We start from the raw sequence: 15,390 nt of genomic DNA, 5'->3' as shown, positions 1-15,390 counted from the left end.
AATCGCAATGGACGAAGGCCTACGTTTCGCTATCCGTGAAGGTGGCCGTACTGTAGGTGCTGGTGTTGTAGCTAAAATCTTCGCTTAATAGCATTTAGATTTTTGCACTCTCTTCATTAGAAGAGCACGCATCAAAAAAGGGGAGCTTCGGCTTCCCTTTTTTATTTTGGTTATAAGGGAAATTCCTAACACGTAATATCCACAGTCTATATTCCGATTTAAATACAGTTATTTACTTAACGGCATAAATCGCCCTCCTAAACTTTCTCCTCTTCACAGCCCGTTAATCTCTCTTTTCGACGAAACACTATAACCAATCGATATAAACATACGGTAAATTTTAACTGGTAATAAGAATGATTCCTTTTTATATTTAACTGCAAGTTAAAGGGTTAGGTTTTACTATGTACGTTTGTTTATGCCATGGGGTCTCGGATAAGAAAATCCGCAAGTTGGTATTAGAAGAGGGCATTACTGACATAAAAGGAATTAAAAAGTGTACAGCACTTGGCAGTCAATGCGGCAAGTGTGTACGTTCAGCAAAAGAAGTCATTAACGACACCGCGAAAGACCTGTTTAAACAGGCAAGCTAATTCTGCTCAAAGAGCAGTAGCTTTTTTGACACTTCTCGATTTGGTTCTACAGTTAGAAGAGCCAAAGAGGAGGGCTATGTCATGAAAGGCGATCCTATCATCATTCAACATCTCAACAAAATTCTTGGTAATGAACTTGTCGCAATAAATCAGTATTTCTTGCATGCGCGCATGTATAAAGACTGGGGCTTAAAGCATCTAGCCGACAAGGAGTATCATGAATCCATCGACGAAATGAAACATGCCGACCATCTGATTGAACGAATCTTGTTTCTCGAAGGGCTGCCCAATCTGCAAGATCTAGGCAAACTTAAAATCGGTGAAGATACTCAAGAAATGCTGGAGTGTGACTTATCGTTAGAGATGGAAGCCATTCCGGATCTGAAAAACGCCATCGCTTATGCAGAAGATATTCATGACTATGTGTCACGAGATCTGTTTCTTGAGATTTTGGAAGATGAAGAAGAGCATGTCGATTGGTTAGAAACCCAACTTGGCCTCATCAAAATGACAGGTATTCAAAATTACCTACAAGCTCAATATGTCGATGAAGACGAAGGCTAAAATATATCGATAACAAGGGTAGCTGCTCAGGCGCATCCTAGTGGTTACCTTGCATTTCTTTTTCAGGCGGTAGGGCACTACCAAGAACTAAAAATCCTCCAATCACCCCTCTCAATAGATTCTGCGATTATTTTTCAAACACAGCTTGCAAGTTAAAGTGTGATCTGTATAATGCACCGCACTGGCTTAAGCTGGTTGTGAACCAATGAGCACTGAGGAGTAGGTTTTACCTAGTAATGTATACTCAGCTTATGTTCGCGGTTAATAAAAATAGTAAGGCTTGTCTTTACTTCAAAAGTTAACTGACAATGCGTCCTAATTTTGGATGCTACGGTTTCACATAAATCAATCGGCATTCTCTCGTTTTATCGAGTTTGAGTGGCGATATTGTTTGTGTAATTTTTAATAATTGGAGCTCTGTCTCATGCAGAACCAACGTATTCGTATCCGCCTTAAAGCGTTTGATTACAAGCTAATCGATGCTTCAACTGCGGAAATCGTTGAAACAGCAAAACGTACTGGCGCACAGGTTCGTGGTCCTATCCCACTACCTACTCGTAAAGAGCGTTTCACTGTTCTTACCTCTCCACACGTCAACAAAGATGCACGTGACCAGTACGAAATCCGTACTCACAAGCGTTTGATCGACATCGTTGAGCCAACAGACAAAACTGTTGATGCTCTAATGCGTCTTGATCTTGCAGCTGGCGTTGATGTTCAAATCAGCCTAGGTTAAGGGAGATAAGAATAATGATTGGTCTAGTCGGACGTAAAGTGGGTATGACCCGCGTATTTACTGAAGAAGGCGTTTCTATCCCAGTAACTGTTGTTGAGGTTGAAGCGAACCGTATTTCTCAAGTTAAAACTCTAGAGAACGACGGCTACGCAGCAATCCAAGTAACTACTGGTGCTAAGAAAGCTAACCGTGTAACTAAACCTGAAGCTGGTCACTTCGCGAAAGCGGGTGTAGAAGCAGGTCGCGGTCTTTGGGAATTCCGTTTAGAAAACGGCGAAGAGTTTGAAGTTGGCGCTGAGCTAAACGTAGAACTTTTCAACGAAATTAAAAAAGTAGACGTTACTGGTACATCTAAAGGTAAAGGCTTCCAAGGCGCTGTTAAGCGTTGGAACTTCTCTACTCAAGATATGACTCACGGTAACTCTTTGTCTCACCGTGCACCGGGTTCAATTGGCCAATGTCAAACTCCAGGTCGCGTGTTTAAAGGCAAGAAAATGGCAGGTCACATGGGTGCTGAGCGTGTAACGACTCAAAACCTAGAGATCGTACGTGTTGACGCTGAGCGCAATCTGCTTCTTATTAAAGGTGCAGTACCAGGCTCAACAGGCGGCAACGTGATCGTAAAACCTGCTGTTAAAGCATAACGTCTAGGAGTAAGTAATGGAATTGATGGTTAAAGGTGCTGATGCACTAACTGTTTCCGAGACTACTTTCGGACGTGACTTCAACGAAGCTCTTGTACACCAAGTAGTTGTTGCATATGCAGCAGGTGCTCGTCAAGGTACTCGTGCTCAAAAGACTCGTTCTGAAGTATCTGGCGGTGGCGCTAAGCCATGGCGTCAAAAAGGTACTGGCCGCGCACGTGCTGGTACAATTCGTAGCCCAATCTGGCGTACAGGTGGTGTTACTTTTGCTGCGAAACCACAAGATCACAGCCAAAAAGTAAACAAGAAAATGTACCGCGGTGCTATGAAGAGCATTCTTTCTGAGCTTGTTCGTCAAGAGCGTCTAATCGTTGTTGATAACTTCTCAGTAGAAGCACCAAAAACAAAAGAACTTGTAGCTAAGCTTAAAGAGCTTGAGCTAAGCGACGTTCTGATTGTTACTGGCGAAGTAGATGAAAATCTATTCTTAGCTGCTCGTAACCTATACAAAGTTGATGCACGTGACGTTGCTGGTGTTGATCCAGTATCTCTAATTGCATTCGACAAGGTTCTAATGACTGCTGACGCAGTTAAGCAAGTTGAGGAGATGCTAGCATGATCACTGAAGAGCGTATCTTAAAAGTTCTACGTGCTCCGCACATCTCTGAAAAAGCAACTATGGCAGCTGAGAAAGCGAACACTATCGTTTTCAAAGTAGCTAAAGATGCAACTAAGAAAGAGATCAAAGCAGCTGTAGAAAAGCTATTTGAAGTTGAAGTTAAGTCTGTAAATACTCTTGTTCAAAAGGGTAAGACCAAACGTCAAGGTATGCGTGAAGGCCGTCGTTCAGACGTTAAGAAAGCCTACGTTACTTTGAAAGAAGGTCAAGATCTTGACTTCGTTGGCGGCGCGGAATAACAGGAGTAGTTAAAAATGGCTATTGTTAAATGTAAGCCGACTTCCCCTGGTCGTCGTCACGTCGTTAAAGTTGTTAACGCTGACCTACACAAGGGTAAGCCATACGCACCTCTTCTAGAGAAAAACTCTAAGAACGGTGGTCGTAACAACAACGGTCGTATCACAGTACGTCACATCGGCGGTGGTCACAAGCACCACTACCGTGTAATTGACTTCAAACGTACTAAAGATGGCATCCCAGCGAAAGTTGAGCGTCTAGAATACGATCCAAACCGTAGCGCTAACATCGCTCTAGTTCTGTACGCAGACGGTGAGCGTCGTTACATCATTGCACCAAAAGGCATTCAAGCCGGTGACCAGATCCAATCTGGTGTTGATGCGCCAATCAAAGCAGGTAACACTCTGCCGATGCGCAACATCCCAGTAGGTTCTACTGTACACTGTGTTGAACTTAAGCCTGGTAAAGGTGCTCAACTAGCTCGTTCGGCTGGTGCTTATGCTCAAATCGTTGCTCGCGACGGTGCATACATCACTATCCGTCTACGTTCTGGTGAAATGCGCAAAGTACTTTCTGAAGGTCGTGCAACGATCGGTGAAGTTGGTAACTCTGAGCATATGCTACGTGAACTTGGTAAAGCTGGTGCTTCACGCTGGCGCGGCGTACGTCCAACCGTACGTGGTGTAGTAATGAACCCGGTGGATCACCCACACGGTGGTGGTGAAGGCCGCACATCTGGTGGTCGTCACCCAGTTTCTCCTTGGGGCGTTCCTACTAAGGGCTTCAAGACTCGTAAGAACAAGCGCACTGACAAGTACATCGTACGTCGTCGCACTAAATAATTTATAAAGAGGAATCGCCATGCCACGTTCTCTCAAGAAAGGTCCTTTTATTGACCTACACTTGCTGAAGAAGGTAGAGAAAGCGGTGGAAAGCGGAGACAAAAAGCCTATTAAGACTTGGTCCCGTCGCTCAATGATCATCCCAACAATGATTGGTTTGACCATCGCTGTCCATAATGGTCGTCAGCACGTTCCAGTTTTCGTTACCGAAGAAATGATCGGTCACAAACTGGGCGAATTTGCACCAACTCGTACTTATCGCGGTCATGCTGCAGATAAGAAAGCTAAGAAGAAGTAAGGAGTAGATGATGGAAGCTTTAGCTAAACATAACTTTGCTCGTATTTCTCCACAGAAAGCTCGCTTAGTTGCAGACCAAATTCGCGGTAAGTCGGTAGACCAAGCTCTAGAAATTCTAACTTTCAGCAACAAAAAAGCTGCTGTTCTAGTTAAGAAAGTTCTAGAGTCAGCTATCGCTAACGCGGAACATAACGAAGGTGCAGATATCGACGATCTAAATGTCGCTAAAATCTTCGTAGATGAGGGCCCTATCATGAAGCGTATTATGCCTCGTGCTAAAGGTCGTGCGGATCGTATCTTGAAGCGTTCAAGCCACATCACTATTGTTGTAGCAGATCGCTAAAGACTAGGAGAGTAAGCAATGGGTCAGAAAGTACATCCTAATGGTATTCGTCTTGGCATCGTTAAGCCTTGGAATGCTACATGGTTTGCTAATACCAAAGATTTCGCTGACAACCTAGACGGCGACTTCAAGGTACGTCAGTTCCTTACAAAGGAACTACAAAAAGCATCACTATCTCGTATCGTTATCGAGCGTCCAGCTAAGAGCATCCGTGTGACTATTCACACTGCTCGTCCTGGCGTTGTTATCGGTAAGAAAGGTGAAGACGTAGAGAAGCTACGCGCAGCTGTAGCTAAAATCGCAGGTGTACCAGCGCAAATCAATATCGCTGAAGTACGTAAGCCTGAGTTAGATGGTCAGCTTGTAGCTGATAGCATCGCGTCTCAACTAGAGCGTCGTGTTATGTTCCGTCGTGCTATGAAGCGCGCAGTACAAAACGCTATGCGTCTAGGCGCTAAAGGTATCAAAGTGGAAGTAAGTGGTCGTCTAGGCGGCGCTGAAATCGCACGTTCTGAGTGGTACCGTGAAGGCCGTGTGCCTCTACACACTCTACGTGCAGACATTGATTACGCAACTTCTTCGGCTCACACTCAATACGGTGTGATCGGCATTAAAGTTTGGATCTTCAAAGGTGAGATTCTAGGCGGTATGCCAGCTGCTAACGCAGTAGAGCCTAAAGGCGATAAGCCTAAGAAGCAGCGTAAAGGCCGTAAGTAAGGAGTCGAACGATGCTACAACCAAAACGTACTAAGTTCCGCAAGGTTATGACTGGTCGTAACCGTGGTCTAGCTAAAGGTACTGAAGTAAGCTTCGGCGAATTCGGTCTTAAAGCTGTTGGCCGTGGTCGTCTGACTGCACGTCAAATCGAAGCGGCACGTCGTGCTATGACACGTCACATTAAGCGTCAAGGTCAAATCTGGATTCGTGTATTCCCAGACAAACCGATTACTGAAAAGCCTCTTGAAGTTCGTCAAGGTAAAGGTAAAGGTTCAGTAGCGTACTGGGTTGCTCAAATCCAACCTGGCAAAGTTATGTACGAAATGAATGGCGTACCTGAAGAGTTGGCACGTGAAGCGTTCCGCCTAGCGGCACGTAAACTGCCTGTTAAAACTACTTTTGTAACTAAGCAGGTGATGTGATGAAAGCACAAGATCTACGCGAAAAGAACGTTGAAGAGCTTAACGCTGAGCTATTGAATTTGCTACGTGAACAGTTCAACTTGCGCATGCAAGCTGCAACTGGTCAGCTTCAGCAAACTCATACTCTAAAAGCTGTACGCCGTGATATCGCACGTGTGAAAACTGTTTTGACTGAAAAGGCAGGCGCATAATGAGCGAAACTAACCGCATCCAGCAAGGCCGTGTAGTAAGTGACAAGATGGACAAGTCTATCGTTGTTGCTATCGAACGTACTGTAAAACACCCAATTTACGGTAAATACGTTAAACGCACGACTAAAGTACACGCACACGACGAAGACAACACTTGTGGCCTAGGCGACAAAGTTGAAATCGCTGAGTGTCGTCCTCTGTCTAAGACTAAGTCTTGGACATTGGTTAAAGTTCTAGAAAAAGCGAAGATTTAATCTTTGTAATTCTATAACTTATAAGCGGCTCCAAATTATTTTTGGGGCCGCTTGTTTTTTGTCTACCCAATTTAAAAAAAGGGTGGTACAATTCGCGTCCCTTTTAAAGAGGCAGCCCGACCCGAGAGGGTCTAGTTTTAATATTTAGCGGAGCACTAACAATGATCCAGATGCAAAGTACACTTGACGCAGCAGATAACTCTGGCGCGCGCAAGGTAATGTGTATTAAGGTTCTGGGTGGCTCTCACCGCCGTTATGCACATATCGGTGACATCATCAAAGTTACAGTTAAGGAAGCAATTCCTCGCGGTAAAGTAAAAAAAGGTGATGTTCTGAAGGCGGTAGTAGTGCGCACCCGTAAAGGCGTTCGTCGCCCAGACGGTTCTGTCATTCGCTTCGACAGTAATGCTTGTGTATTGTTAAACGACACTACTGAGCAACCAGTCGGCACACGTATCTTTGGTCCTGTGACTCGTGAACTTCGTAACGCGAAATTCATGAAGATTGTATCACTAGCACCTGAAGTTCTGTAAGGAGCGGCAATATGGCAGCTAAAATCCGTCGTAATGACGAAGTAATCATTCTTGCTGGTAAAGATAAAGGCAAGAAAGGTAAAGTAACTAAGGTTCTGACAACTGGTAAAGTTATCGTTGAAGGCATCAACCTTGTTAAGAAACACCAAAAGCCGGTTCCGGCTCTAGGTCAACAAGGTGGCATCGTTGAACAAGAAGCAGCTATTGACGCTTCTAACGTTGCAGTTTTTAACGCGGCTACTGGTAAAGCAGACCGTATCGGTTTCCGTATCGAAGATGGCAAGAAAGTTCGTTTCTTCAAATCTAACGGCGAAACTGTTTCTAACTAATTAGAAGTAATTTGGAGTTCTACTATGGCGAAACTGCATGATTACTACAAGTCGTCTGTAGTCGCTGAGCTTACCAAAGAGTTCAGCTACACAAGCGTCATGCAAGTCCCTAGGATTGAGAAAATCACCCTAAACATGGGCGTTGGTGAAGCAATCAACGATAAGAAACTGCTAGAAAACGCAGCAGCTGATATGGCAACGATCTCTGGTCAAAAGCCACTTATCACTAAAGCGCGTAAATCTGTAGCTGGTTTCAAAATTCGTGAAGGCTACCCAATTGGTTGTAAAGTAACCTTGCGTGGTGAGCGCATGTGGGAATTTTTAGAGCGTTTAATCTCTATCGCACTTCCACGTGTACGTGATTTCCGTGGTGTTAGCGCTAAGTCTTTCGACGGTCGCGGTAACTACAGCATGGGCGTTCGCGAGCAAATCATCTTTCCGGAAATCGACTACGATAAAGTCGATCGTGTCCGCGGTCTTGATATCACTATCACGACTTCTGCGGGTTCCGATGAGGAAGGCCGAGCTCTGCTGGCTGCCTTTAACTTCCCATTCCGTAAGTAAGGGTAGGGTTACTGTTATGGCTAAACAATCAATGAAAGCACGTGAAGCTAAACGTGCAAAACTAGTAGCTAAGTTCGCTGAAAAGCGTTCTGCGCTAAAAGTTATCATTAGCGATGTAAACGCATCTGAAGAAGATCGTTGGAATGCGGTTCTTAAACTGCAATCTCTTCCACGTGATTCAAGTGCATCACGTCAGCGTAACCGTTGCAACCAAACTGGTCGTCCACACGGTTACCTACGTAAATTCGGTCTAAGCCGCATTAAGGTTCGTGAAGCTTGCATGAAAGGCGAGATTCCGGGTCTTCGTAAGGCTAGCTGGTAATTGCCACTTAATCATTTGGAGTAAATCTTATGAGCATGCAAGATCCGATTTCGGATATGCTGACCCGCGTTCGTAACGGTCAGGCAGCAAACAAAGTTGCTGTAAAAATGCCTTCTTCAAAGCTTAAAGTTGCAATTGCTGCACTACTAAAAGCTGAAGGTTACATCGTAGACTTCGCTGTTGAAGGCGAAGCAAAACCTGAGCTAGAAGTTACTCTTAAGTACTTCCAAGCTAAACCTGTAATCGAGCAAATCAAGCGTGTATCACGTCCTGGTCTAAGAGTTTATAAAAATAAAGACTCTCTACCAACAGTGATGGGCGGTCTTGGTATTGCAGTTGTTTCTACTTCCAAGGGTCTAATGTCTGACCGTGCTGCTCGTAAAGCAGGTCTTGGCGGTGAAATCATCTGTTACGTAGCTTAATAAGGAGTAGATTATGTCTCGTGTTGCTAAAGCACCTGTCGCTATTCCAGCTGGCGTAGAGGTGAAACTAAACGGCCAAGAAGTTACTGTAAAAGGTAGCAAAGGTGAGCTTACTCGCGTTCTTAACAACGCCGTAGTTATTGCACAGGAAGAAAACAACCTAACTTTCGGTCCGAAAGAAGGTGTTGCTAACGCATGGGCACAAGCTGGTACAGCTCGCGCTCTAGTTAACAACATGGTTGTGGGTGTTACAGAGGGCTTCACTAAGAAGCTAACTCTAAAGGGTGTTGGTTACCGTGCTGCTATGAAAGGCAACTCTGTAGCTCTAACTCTTGGTTTTTCTCACCCAGTAGAGCACGCTCTACCTGAAGGTATTAAAGCTGAGTGCCCTAGCCAAACTGAGATCGTTGTAACTGGTTGTGACAAGCAGCTAGTTGGTCAAGTTGCGGCTGACATTCGTTCTTACCGTGCTCCTGAGCCTTACAAAGGTAAAGGTGTTCGTTACGCAGATGAAAATGTGCGTACTAAAGAAGCTAAGAAGAAGTAAGGTATCACTATGGATAAGAAAGCATCTCGCATCCGTCGTGCTACACGTGCACGTCGTAAGATTGCAGAACTTGGTGCAACTCGCCTGGTAGTACACCGTACTCCTCGCCATGTTTACGCACAAGTTATCGCGGCAAACGGCTCTGAGGTTATCGCAGCTGCTTCTACTGTAGAAAAAGCGATCCGTGAGCAAGTTAAGAACACTGGTAACGTTGATGCAGCTAAAGCAGTTGGTAAAGCTGTTGCTGAGCGCGCTCTTGAAAAAGGCGTAGCTTCAGTTGCATTCGATCGTTCTGGTTTCCAATACCACGGTCGAGTAGCGGCGCTAGCAGAATCTGCTCGCGAAGCTGGTCTGAAATTCTAAGGTAGGGTTGGAAGATGGCTAAAGAACAACAACAAGCTAATGATTTGCAAGAAAAGCTAATCGCTGTTAACCGTGTATCTAAGACGGTTAAAGGTGGTCGAATCATGAGCTTCACTGCACTAACAGTAGTTGGTGACGGTAATGGTCGTGTAGGTTTCGGTTACGGCAAAGCTCGTGAAGTACCTGCTGCGATTCAAAAAGCAATGGAAAAAGCGCGTCGTAACATGGTTACTGTTGCGCTGAACGAAGGCACTCTTCACCACCCGGTGAAAGGTCGTCATTCGGGCTCTAAAGTTTACATGCAGCCAGCTGCAGAAGGTACAGGTGTTATTGCCGGTGGTGCAATGCGTGCTGTACTTGAAGTTGCGGGCGTACATAACGTACTTTCTAAAGCATACGGTTCTACGAACCCTATCAACATCGTTCGTGCAACGATTGGTGCTCTAGTAGACGTTAAGTCACCAGAAATGGTTGCTGCTAAACGTGGTCTAACTGTTGAATCTATTTCGGAGTAAGCACACGATGGCAACTATTAAAGTAACTCAAACTAAAAGCTCAATTGGTCGCCTACCTAAGCACAAAGCGTGTCTTAAAGGTCTAGGTCTTCGTCGCATCAACCATACAGTAGAACTTGAAGATACTCCGTGCGTACGCGGTATGATCAACAAGGTTTACTACATGGTTAAGATTGAGGAGTAATCAGAATGCGTTTGAATACTCTATCACCGGCTGCTGGCTCTAAACCTTCTAAGAAGCGTGTAGGTCGTGGTATCGGTTCTGGCCTTGGTAAAACAGGTGGCCGCGGTCACAAAGGTCAAAAGTCACGTTCTGGCGGCTCTGTTCGTCCAGGTTTTGAAGGCGGTCAAATGCCTCTAAAACAACGTCTACCTAAATTCGGTTTCACTTCTCGTAAGAGCCTAGTGTCTGCTGAAGTTCGTCTAGCTGAGCTAGCGAAAGTAACAGGTGACGTAGTTGATCTTAACAGCCTTAAAGCTGCTAACGTTATCACTAAGAACATCGAATTCGTTAAGATCGTTCTTTCTGGTGACCTAAGCAAAGCTGTGACTGTTAAAGGTCTACGCGTGACTAAAGGCGCTAAAGCTGCAATCGAAGCTGCAGGCGGTAAAATCGAGGAATAATCTCGAGGAACGAGGTACAGATGGCTAAGAAACCAGGACAAGATTTTCGTAGTGCTCAGAGCGGCTTAAGTGAACTAAAGTCGCGCTTATTATTCGTAATTGGTGCACTTTTAGTATTCCGAGCCGGCTCTTTTGTGCCGATCCCTGGTATTGACGCAGCTGTACTTGCCGATTTGTTCGATCAGCAAAAAGGTACCATCGTTGAAATGTTTAACATGTTCTCCGGTGGTGCTCTTGAGCGTGCATCTATATTAGCATTGGGTATCATGCCGTACATTTCGGCATCGATCGTAGTCCAATTGTTAACTGTAGTTCATCCAGCGTTAGCGGAACTCAAGAAAGAGGGTGAAGCAGGCCGTCGTAAGATAAGCCAATATACACGCTACGGCACGCTTGTACTTGCAACATTCCAAGCTATTGGTATTGCAACGGGCTTACCAAACATGGTCGACAATCTGGTTGTTATCAACCAAACCATGTTTACGCTTATTGCTACCGTGAGTTTAGTAACTGGTACCATGTTCTTAATGTGGTTAGGTGAACAAATCACTGAGCGAGGAATCGGTAATGGTATTTCCATTCTGATTTTTGCAGGTATTGTTGCTGGATTGCCTTCTGCAATCGGTCAAACAATCGAGCAAGCGCGTCAAGGTGAATTGCATGTGCTTCTTCTGCTGTTGATTGCTGTATTGTCTTTTGCTGTTATCTACTTCGTAGTTTTCATGGAACGTGGTCAACGTCGTATCGTCGTTAACTATGCGAAACGTCAACAAGGTCGTAAGGTTTTTGCAGCACAAAGCTCTCACTTGCCTCTTAAAATTAATATGGCAGGTGTTATTCCAGCGATTTTCGCATCGAGCATTATTTTGTTCCCAGGAACATTAGCACAGTGGTTTGGTCAAAATGGTGAAAGCAGCGCGTTCGGTTGGTTAACTGACGTGTCATTAGCTCTTAGCCCAGGTCAGCCTCTGTATGTAATGCTTTATGCAGCAGCTATAATCTTCTTCTGTTTCTTCTATACAGCGTTGGTGTTTAACCCACGTGAAACAGCTGATAACTTGAAGAAGTCTGGTGCATTCGTACCCGGTATCCGCCCAGGTGAGCAGACAGCGAAATATATCGATAAAGTGATGACTAGACTAACCCTTGCGGGCGCTCTATACATTACTTTTATATGTCTGATTCCTGAATTCATGATGGTCGCGTGGAACGTTCGTTTCTACTTCGGCGGCACTTCACTACTAATCGTAGTGGTAGTTATCATGGATTTCATGGCACAGGTACAGACTCATCTGATGTCACAACAGTATGATTCTGTGTTAAAGAAAGCGAATCTGAAAGGTTACGGCCGTTAATTCGGTGGTAATAATTTCAGTTCCATTTACGGAGTTTAGCAATGAAAGTTCGTGCTTCCGTTAAAAAAATCTGCCGTAACTGTAAAGTTATCAAGCGTAACGGTGTCGTTCGCGTGATTTGCAGTGAGCCAAAGCATAAGCAACGCCAAGGCTAATCAGCAGAAATTTTTACTTGAAATACAAGGTAGAGTCGAGTATATTCCTCGGCCTACCTTTTGCGTGCAAAAGAAGTAGTATGCCGCAGCGTATCCATAACGGGCTTTGCTGCGGATAATTCTTTTATGAACCCCTTAGGAGTGAATAATGGCCCGTATAGCCGGCATTAACATTCCTGATCACAAGCATTCTGTAATTGCACTTACTGCAATCTACGGTATCGGTAAAACTCGCTCTCAAGCTATTCTAGCTGAAGTGGGTATTGCTGAAGATGCTAAGATCAGTGAACTAACTGAAGAGCAGATCGATCAACTGCGTGATGGTGTAGCTAAGTACACTGTAGAAGGTGATCTACGTCGTGAAGTATCGATGAACATCAAGCGTCTTATGGACCTTGGCTGTTACCGCGGTCTTCGTCATCGTCGCAGTCTACCACTACGTGGACAGCGTACTAAAACCAACGCTCGCACCCGTAAGGGTCCGCGCAAGCCGATCAAGAAATAGTCGGATAAGGTAGAGTACAATGGCAAAACAACCAACTCGCGCGCGTAAGCGCGTACGCAAGCAAGTAGCTGATGGCGTAGCGCACATTCATGCTTCTTTCAACAACACAATCGTAACTATCACTGACCGTCAAGGCAACGCTCTTGCATGGGCTACAGCAGGTGGTTCAGGTTTCCGTGGTTCTCGTAAATCTACTCCGTTCGCAGCACAAGTTGCAGCTGAGCGTTGTGGTGAAATGGCTAAAGAATATGGCCTAAAGAACTTGGAAGTTATGGTTAAGGGTCCAGGTCCAGGTCGTGAATCTACTGTTCGCGCACTGAACGCTGCTGGTTTCCGTATCACTAACATTGTTGATGCGACACCAATCCCTCATAACGGTTGTCGTCCACCTAAGAAACGTCGCGTTTAAGTTTCGTTTCTAGGAATATTGGAGAAAGATCATGGCAAGATATTTGGGTCCTAAGCTAAAGCTTAGCCGTCGCGAAGGTACTGACTTATTCCTTAAGTCTGGTGTCCGTGCGATCGATACCAAGTGTAAAATTGATAACGCACCAGGTGTACACGGCGCTCGTCGCGGTCGTCTATCTGAGTATGGCGTTCAGCTTCGTGAGAAGCAAAAAGTTCGTCGTATCTACGGCGTTCTAGAAAAACAATTCCGCAACTACTACAAAGAAGCTGCACGTCTAAAAGGCAACACGGGTGCAAACCTGCTTCAGCTTCTTGAAGGTCGTCTTGATAACGTAGTTTACCGTATGGGCTTTGGTGCAACTCGCGCTGAATCTCGTCAGCTAGTTAGCCACAAGTCTATCCTAGTTAACGGTAAAGTTGTAAACGTTCCTTCTTTCAAAGTAGCGGCAAACGACGTTGTTTCTATCCGCGAGAAAGCTAAACAGCAATCTCGTATTAAAGCGGCTCTAGAAGTTGCTGAACAACGTGAAAAGCCAACTTGGATTGAAGTAGATGCTGGCAAAATGGAAGGTACATTCAAGCGTATGCCTGAGCGTTCTGACCTATCAGCTGACATCAATGAACACTTGATCGTCGAACTTTACTCTAAGTAAGGTTAAAAAAAGAGAGGACACAATGCAGGGTTCTGTAACAGAATTTCTTAAGCCGCGTCTTGTTGACATTGAACAGATCAATACGACACACGCGAAAGTAACTCTTGAGCCATTAGAGCGCGGTTTCGGCCACACTCTAGGTAATGCTCTTCGCCGCATTCTTCTATCTTCTATGCCGGGTTGTGCCGTAACAGAAGTTGAAATCGAAGGTGTGCTACACGAATACAGCACTAAAGAAGGCGTTCAGGAAGATATCCTGGAAATCCTTCTAAACCTTAAAGGTTTGGCTGTGCGCGTTGCTGAAGGCAAAGATGAAGTGTTTATTACACTGAACAAATCAGGCTCAGGCCCTGTTGTTGCAGGTGACATCACCCACGATGGTGATGTAGAGATCGCTAACCCTGAGCACGTAATTTGTCACCTAACGGATGACAACGCTGAGATCGCTATGCGCATCAAAGTTGAACGTGGTCGTGGTTACGTTCCAGCTTCAGCTCGTATCCATACTGAAGAAGATGAGCGTCCAATCGGTCGTCTACTTGTTGACGCTACTTACAGCCCGGTTGATAAAATCGCTTACGCTGTAGAAGCGGCACGTGTAGAACAACGTACTGACTTAGACAAGCTTGTTATCGATATGGAAACGAACGGTACTCTAGAACCTGAGGAAGCAATCCGTCGCGCAGCTACTATTCTAGCTGAACAACTGGATGCGTTCGTAGATCTTCGTGATGTACGTGTACCTGAGGAGAAGGAAGAGAAGCCAGAATTCGATCCTATCCTACTACGTCCTGTAGACGATCTTGAACTAACAGTTCGCTCTGCTAACTGTTTGAAAGCAGAAGCGATTCACTACATCGGTGATCTTGTACAGCGCACTGAGGTTGAGCTACTTAAAACGCCAAACCTTGGTAAGAAATCTCTTACAGAGATTAAAGATGTGCTTGCTTCACGTGGTCTTTCTCTAGGCATGCGTCTAGAAAACTGGCCACCAGCGTCAATCGCTGAAGATTAATCGAAAAGTTAGAAGGATTAGGTCATGCGCCATCGTAAAAGTGGTCGTCAACTCAACCGCAACAGCAGTCATCGTAAAGCGATGTTCAGCAACATGGCTAGCTCTCTTGTTCGTCACGAAGTTATCAAAACTACCGTGCCTAAAGCAAAAGAACTACGTCGCGTAATTGAGCCGTTGATTACCCTAGCTAAGACAGACAGTGTTGCTAACCGTCGTCTTGCATTCGCTCGCACTCGTGATAACGAAGTGGTAGCAAAACTATTTAATGAACTAGGCCCGCGTTTCGCGGCTCGCCAAGGTGGTTACACTCGCATTCTTAAATGTGGTTTCCGTACTGGTGATAAAGCTCCAATGGCTTACATTGAGCTTGTAGACCGCCCAGCTGCTGAAGAAGCTGCTGAGTAATCTATCTAGATTCTTAATACAAAAAGCCGAGCATTAGCTCGGCTTTTTTGTATCTGGACTTTGTGTTTTTAAAGGTTGAATCTTGCACCACGATGTTTGGCATTTATTCTTGCCTTCTCGGCTTCACTATTCAAAATATCTCGCATCTCGCATCT

General features: G+C 45.0%; 30 protein-coding genes and 1 pseudogene. All 31 read left to right on the top strand.

Annotated features, from left to right (window positions below; all coding sequences use genetic code 11):
- Window positions 1-88, top strand: a pseudogene (locus tag BCT81_RS19910) (elongation factor Tu); the annotation flags it as partial.
- Between the two features lie 316 nt (window positions 89-404).
- Window positions 405-593: a bacterioferritin-associated ferredoxin gene (locus BCT81_RS19905; RefSeq protein ID WP_061033930.1), complete on the top strand. Its 189-nt coding sequence runs from the start codon at window positions 405-407 to the stop codon at window positions 591-593.
- Window positions 594-674: 81 nt separating this feature from the next.
- Window positions 675-1,157: a bacterioferritin gene (bfr, locus tag BCT81_RS19900; protein WP_061033929.1), complete on the top strand. Its 483-nt coding sequence runs from the start codon at window positions 675-677 to the stop codon at window positions 1,155-1,157.
- Between the two features lie 424 nt (window positions 1,158-1,581).
- A complete protein-coding gene (gene rpsJ, locus BCT81_RS19895; RefSeq protein ID WP_004736761.1) occupies window positions 1,582-1,893 on the top strand; it encodes a 30S ribosomal protein S10 in 312 nt (103 codons plus the stop codon).
- A gap of 14 nt (window positions 1,894-1,907) precedes the next feature.
- Entirely contained in the window at window positions 1,908-2,537 is a 630-nt protein-coding gene (gene rplC, locus BCT81_RS19890; RefSeq protein WP_004738804.1) for a 50S ribosomal protein L3, read from the top strand.
- A gap of 16 nt (window positions 2,538-2,553) precedes the next feature.
- Window positions 2,554-3,156: a 50S ribosomal protein L4 gene (gene rplD, locus BCT81_RS19885; RefSeq protein WP_004738803.1), complete on the top strand. Its 603-nt coding sequence runs from the start codon at window positions 2,554-2,556 to the stop codon at window positions 3,154-3,156.
- Window positions 3,153-3,455 carry a 50S ribosomal protein L23 gene (gene rplW / locus BCT81_RS19880; protein ID WP_004738802.1) on the top strand — a complete coding sequence of 101 codons (303 nt, stop codon included), beginning with the start codon at window positions 3,153-3,155 and terminating at the stop codon, window positions 3,453-3,455. The genes rplD and rplW overlap by 4 nt, the downstream gene beginning before the upstream one ends.
- 15 nt (window positions 3,456-3,470) lie before the next feature.
- Window positions 3,471-4,295 (top strand): 50S ribosomal protein L2, encoded by an 825-nt coding sequence (rplB, locus tag BCT81_RS19875; protein ID WP_004738800.1) that lies wholly within the window; start codon window positions 3,471-3,473, stop codon window positions 4,293-4,295.
- A gap of 19 nt (window positions 4,296-4,314) precedes the next feature.
- Window positions 4,315-4,593, top strand: coding sequence for a 30S ribosomal protein S19 (gene rpsS, locus BCT81_RS19870; RefSeq protein ID WP_004736729.1), 279 nt, complete (start codon window positions 4,315-4,317; stop codon window positions 4,591-4,593).
- A 10-nt stretch (window positions 4,594-4,603) separates the two neighbouring features.
- Window positions 4,604-4,936: a 50S ribosomal protein L22 gene (gene rplV / locus BCT81_RS19865; protein ID WP_004736732.1), complete on the top strand. Its 333-nt coding sequence runs from the start codon at window positions 4,604-4,606 to the stop codon at window positions 4,934-4,936.
- Between the two features lie 18 nt (window positions 4,937-4,954).
- Complete coding sequence (rpsC, locus tag BCT81_RS19860) at window positions 4,955-5,653, top strand: 30S ribosomal protein S3 (RefSeq protein WP_004738797.1); 699 nt, start codon at window positions 4,955-4,957, stop codon at window positions 5,651-5,653.
- Between the two features lie 11 nt (window positions 5,654-5,664).
- A complete protein-coding gene (rplP, locus tag BCT81_RS19855) occupies window positions 5,665-6,075 on the top strand; it encodes a 50S ribosomal protein L16 (RefSeq protein WP_004736736.1) in 411 nt (136 codons plus the stop codon).
- The gene (gene rpmC, locus BCT81_RS19850) at window positions 6,075-6,266 is read left to right on the top strand and encodes a 50S ribosomal protein L29 (RefSeq protein WP_004736737.1); all 192 of its coding nucleotides are present in this window, start codon (window positions 6,075-6,077) and stop codon (window positions 6,264-6,266) included. The genes rplP and rpmC overlap by 1 nt, the downstream gene beginning before the upstream one ends.
- Complete coding sequence (gene rpsQ, locus BCT81_RS19845) at window positions 6,266-6,520, top strand: 30S ribosomal protein S17 (protein WP_004738796.1); 255 nt, start codon at window positions 6,266-6,268, stop codon at window positions 6,518-6,520. Before rpmC ends, rpsQ begins: the two co-directional genes overlap by 1 nt.
- 161 nt (window positions 6,521-6,681) lie before the next feature.
- Window positions 6,682-7,053, top strand: a complete 372-nt coding sequence (rplN, locus tag BCT81_RS19840; protein WP_004738793.1) for a 50S ribosomal protein L14 — start codon at window positions 6,682-6,684, stop codon at window positions 7,051-7,053.
- A gap of 11 nt (window positions 7,054-7,064) precedes the next feature.
- Window positions 7,065-7,382 carry a 50S ribosomal protein L24 gene (rplX, locus tag BCT81_RS19835; RefSeq protein WP_004738792.1) on the top strand — a complete coding sequence of 106 codons (318 nt, stop codon included), beginning with the start codon at window positions 7,065-7,067 and terminating at the stop codon, window positions 7,380-7,382.
- A 24-nt stretch (window positions 7,383-7,406) separates the two neighbouring features.
- Window positions 7,407-7,946: a 50S ribosomal protein L5 gene (rplE, locus tag BCT81_RS19830; protein ID WP_004738790.1), complete on the top strand. Its 540-nt coding sequence runs from the start codon at window positions 7,407-7,409 to the stop codon at window positions 7,944-7,946.
- 16 nt (window positions 7,947-7,962) lie between these two features.
- Entirely contained in the window at window positions 7,963-8,268 is a 306-nt protein-coding gene (rpsN, locus tag BCT81_RS19825) for a 30S ribosomal protein S14 (RefSeq protein ID WP_004738789.1), read from the top strand.
- Window positions 8,269-8,297: 29 nt separating this feature from the next.
- Entirely contained in the window at window positions 8,298-8,690 is a 393-nt protein-coding gene (gene rpsH, locus BCT81_RS19820; RefSeq protein ID WP_004738788.1) for a 30S ribosomal protein S8, read from the top strand.
- Between the two features lie 13 nt (window positions 8,691-8,703).
- Window positions 8,704-9,237, top strand: coding sequence for a 50S ribosomal protein L6 (gene rplF, locus BCT81_RS19815; protein WP_004738786.1), 534 nt, complete (start codon window positions 8,704-8,706; stop codon window positions 9,235-9,237).
- 9 nt (window positions 9,238-9,246) lie between these two features.
- Window positions 9,247-9,600 carry a 50S ribosomal protein L18 gene (gene rplR / locus BCT81_RS19810; RefSeq protein ID WP_004738784.1) on the top strand — a complete coding sequence of 118 codons (354 nt, stop codon included), beginning with the start codon at window positions 9,247-9,249 and terminating at the stop codon, window positions 9,598-9,600.
- 14 nt (window positions 9,601-9,614) lie between these two features.
- Window positions 9,615-10,115, top strand: a complete 501-nt coding sequence (gene rpsE / locus BCT81_RS19805) for a 30S ribosomal protein S5 (protein WP_004738783.1) — start codon at window positions 9,615-9,617, stop codon at window positions 10,113-10,115.
- A gap of 7 nt (window positions 10,116-10,122) precedes the next feature.
- A complete protein-coding gene (gene rpmD / locus BCT81_RS19800) occupies window positions 10,123-10,299 on the top strand; it encodes a 50S ribosomal protein L30 (RefSeq protein ID WP_004736756.1) in 177 nt (58 codons plus the stop codon).
- 5 nt (window positions 10,300-10,304) lie between these two features.
- Window positions 10,305-10,739: a 50S ribosomal protein L15 gene (rplO, locus tag BCT81_RS19795; RefSeq protein ID WP_004736758.1), complete on the top strand. Its 435-nt coding sequence runs from the start codon at window positions 10,305-10,307 to the stop codon at window positions 10,737-10,739.
- 20 nt (window positions 10,740-10,759) lie between these two features.
- Window positions 10,760-12,094, top strand: coding sequence for a preprotein translocase subunit SecY (gene secY / locus BCT81_RS19790; RefSeq protein WP_004738781.1), 1,335 nt, complete (start codon window positions 10,760-10,762; stop codon window positions 12,092-12,094).
- A 41-nt stretch (window positions 12,095-12,135) separates the two neighbouring features.
- A complete protein-coding gene (gene rpmJ, locus BCT81_RS19785; protein ID WP_000868186.1) occupies window positions 12,136-12,249 on the top strand; it encodes a 50S ribosomal protein L36 in 114 nt (37 codons plus the stop codon).
- Between the two features lie 148 nt (window positions 12,250-12,397).
- Window positions 12,398-12,754, top strand: coding sequence for a 30S ribosomal protein S13 (gene rpsM / locus BCT81_RS19780; RefSeq protein WP_004738779.1), 357 nt, complete (start codon window positions 12,398-12,400; stop codon window positions 12,752-12,754).
- 19 nt (window positions 12,755-12,773) lie between these two features.
- On the top strand, window positions 12,774-13,163 hold the full coding sequence (gene rpsK, locus BCT81_RS19775) for a 30S ribosomal protein S11 (RefSeq protein ID WP_004738778.1): 390 nt from the start codon (window positions 12,774-12,776) through the stop codon (window positions 13,161-13,163).
- A 31-nt stretch (window positions 13,164-13,194) separates the two neighbouring features.
- A complete protein-coding gene (rpsD, locus tag BCT81_RS19770; RefSeq protein WP_004738777.1) occupies window positions 13,195-13,815 on the top strand; it encodes a 30S ribosomal protein S4 in 621 nt (206 codons plus the stop codon).
- 22 nt (window positions 13,816-13,837) lie between these two features.
- The gene (rpoA, locus tag BCT81_RS19765; protein ID WP_004729813.1) at window positions 13,838-14,830 is read left to right on the top strand and encodes a DNA-directed RNA polymerase subunit alpha; all 993 of its coding nucleotides are present in this window, start codon (window positions 13,838-13,840) and stop codon (window positions 14,828-14,830) included.
- A gap of 24 nt (window positions 14,831-14,854) precedes the next feature.
- Complete coding sequence (gene rplQ / locus BCT81_RS19760) at window positions 14,855-15,235, top strand: 50S ribosomal protein L17 (protein ID WP_004729812.1); 381 nt, start codon at window positions 14,855-14,857, stop codon at window positions 15,233-15,235.
- Window positions 15,236-15,390: the final 155 nt, after the last annotated feature.

It is taken from the genome of Vibrio sp. 10N.261.52.A1 (genome assembly GCF_002876325.1).
Taxonomy (GTDB): Bacteria; Pseudomonadota; Gammaproteobacteria; order Enterobacterales; family Vibrionaceae; genus Vibrio; species Vibrio chagasii.
Note: the sequence above shows the minus strand (reverse complement) of the source record. Positions and strands in the feature narration are given on the sequence as shown.

Excerpts from the sequence above, each read along its gene's own strand:
- BCT81_RS19905 (WP_061033930.1), top strand. The coding sequence starts at position 405 with ATGTACGTTTGTTTATGCCATGGGGTCTCGGATAAGAAAATCCGCAAG.
- bfr (WP_061033929.1), top strand. The coding sequence starts at position 675 with ATGAAAGGCGATCCTATCATCATTCAACATCTCAACAAAATTCTTGGT.
- rpsJ (WP_004736761.1), top strand. The coding sequence starts at position 1,582 with ATGCAGAACCAACGTATTCGTATCCGCCTTAAAGCGTTTGATTACAAG.
- rplC (WP_004738804.1), top strand. The coding sequence starts at position 1,908 with ATGATTGGTCTAGTCGGACGTAAAGTGGGTATGACCCGCGTATTTACT.
- rplD (WP_004738803.1), top strand. The coding sequence starts at position 2,554 with ATGGAATTGATGGTTAAAGGTGCTGATGCACTAACTGTTTCCGAGACT.
- rplW (WP_004738802.1), top strand. The coding sequence starts at position 3,153 with ATGATCACTGAAGAGCGTATCTTAAAAGTTCTACGTGCTCCGCACATC.
- rplB (WP_004738800.1), top strand. The coding sequence starts at position 3,471 with ATGGCTATTGTTAAATGTAAGCCGACTTCCCCTGGTCGTCGTCACGTC.
- rpsS (WP_004736729.1), top strand. The coding sequence starts at position 4,315 with ATGCCACGTTCTCTCAAGAAAGGTCCTTTTATTGACCTACACTTGCTG.
- rplV (WP_004736732.1), top strand. The coding sequence starts at position 4,604 with ATGGAAGCTTTAGCTAAACATAACTTTGCTCGTATTTCTCCACAGAAA.
- rpsC (WP_004738797.1), top strand. The coding sequence starts at position 4,955 with ATGGGTCAGAAAGTACATCCTAATGGTATTCGTCTTGGCATCGTTAAG.
- rplP (WP_004736736.1), top strand. The coding sequence starts at position 5,665 with ATGCTACAACCAAAACGTACTAAGTTCCGCAAGGTTATGACTGGTCGT.
- rpmC (WP_004736737.1), top strand. The coding sequence starts at position 6,075 with ATGAAAGCACAAGATCTACGCGAAAAGAACGTTGAAGAGCTTAACGCT.
- rpsQ (WP_004738796.1), top strand. The coding sequence starts at position 6,266 with ATGAGCGAAACTAACCGCATCCAGCAAGGCCGTGTAGTAAGTGACAAG.
- rplN (WP_004738793.1), top strand. The coding sequence starts at position 6,682 with ATGATCCAGATGCAAAGTACACTTGACGCAGCAGATAACTCTGGCGCG.
- rplX (WP_004738792.1), top strand. The coding sequence starts at position 7,065 with ATGGCAGCTAAAATCCGTCGTAATGACGAAGTAATCATTCTTGCTGGT.
- rplE (WP_004738790.1), top strand. The coding sequence starts at position 7,407 with ATGGCGAAACTGCATGATTACTACAAGTCGTCTGTAGTCGCTGAGCTT.
- rpsN (WP_004738789.1), top strand. The coding sequence starts at position 7,963 with ATGGCTAAACAATCAATGAAAGCACGTGAAGCTAAACGTGCAAAACTA.
- rpsH (WP_004738788.1), top strand. The coding sequence starts at position 8,298 with ATGAGCATGCAAGATCCGATTTCGGATATGCTGACCCGCGTTCGTAAC.
- rplF (WP_004738786.1), top strand. The coding sequence starts at position 8,704 with ATGTCTCGTGTTGCTAAAGCACCTGTCGCTATTCCAGCTGGCGTAGAG.
- rplR (WP_004738784.1), top strand. The coding sequence starts at position 9,247 with ATGGATAAGAAAGCATCTCGCATCCGTCGTGCTACACGTGCACGTCGT.
- rpsE (WP_004738783.1), top strand. The coding sequence starts at position 9,615 with ATGGCTAAAGAACAACAACAAGCTAATGATTTGCAAGAAAAGCTAATC.
- rpmD (WP_004736756.1), top strand. The coding sequence starts at position 10,123 with ATGGCAACTATTAAAGTAACTCAAACTAAAAGCTCAATTGGTCGCCTA.
- rplO (WP_004736758.1), top strand. The coding sequence starts at position 10,305 with ATGCGTTTGAATACTCTATCACCGGCTGCTGGCTCTAAACCTTCTAAG.
- secY (WP_004738781.1), top strand. The coding sequence starts at position 10,760 with ATGGCTAAGAAACCAGGACAAGATTTTCGTAGTGCTCAGAGCGGCTTA.
- rpmJ (WP_000868186.1), top strand. The coding sequence starts at position 12,136 with ATGAAAGTTCGTGCTTCCGTTAAAAAAATCTGCCGTAACTGTAAAGTT.
- rpsM (WP_004738779.1), top strand. The coding sequence starts at position 12,398 with ATGGCCCGTATAGCCGGCATTAACATTCCTGATCACAAGCATTCTGTA.
- rpsK (WP_004738778.1), top strand. The coding sequence starts at position 12,774 with ATGGCAAAACAACCAACTCGCGCGCGTAAGCGCGTACGCAAGCAAGTA.
- rpsD (WP_004738777.1), top strand. The coding sequence starts at position 13,195 with ATGGCAAGATATTTGGGTCCTAAGCTAAAGCTTAGCCGTCGCGAAGGT.
- rpoA (WP_004729813.1), top strand. The coding sequence starts at position 13,838 with ATGCAGGGTTCTGTAACAGAATTTCTTAAGCCGCGTCTTGTTGACATT.
- rplQ (WP_004729812.1), top strand. The coding sequence starts at position 14,855 with ATGCGCCATCGTAAAAGTGGTCGTCAACTCAACCGCAACAGCAGTCAT.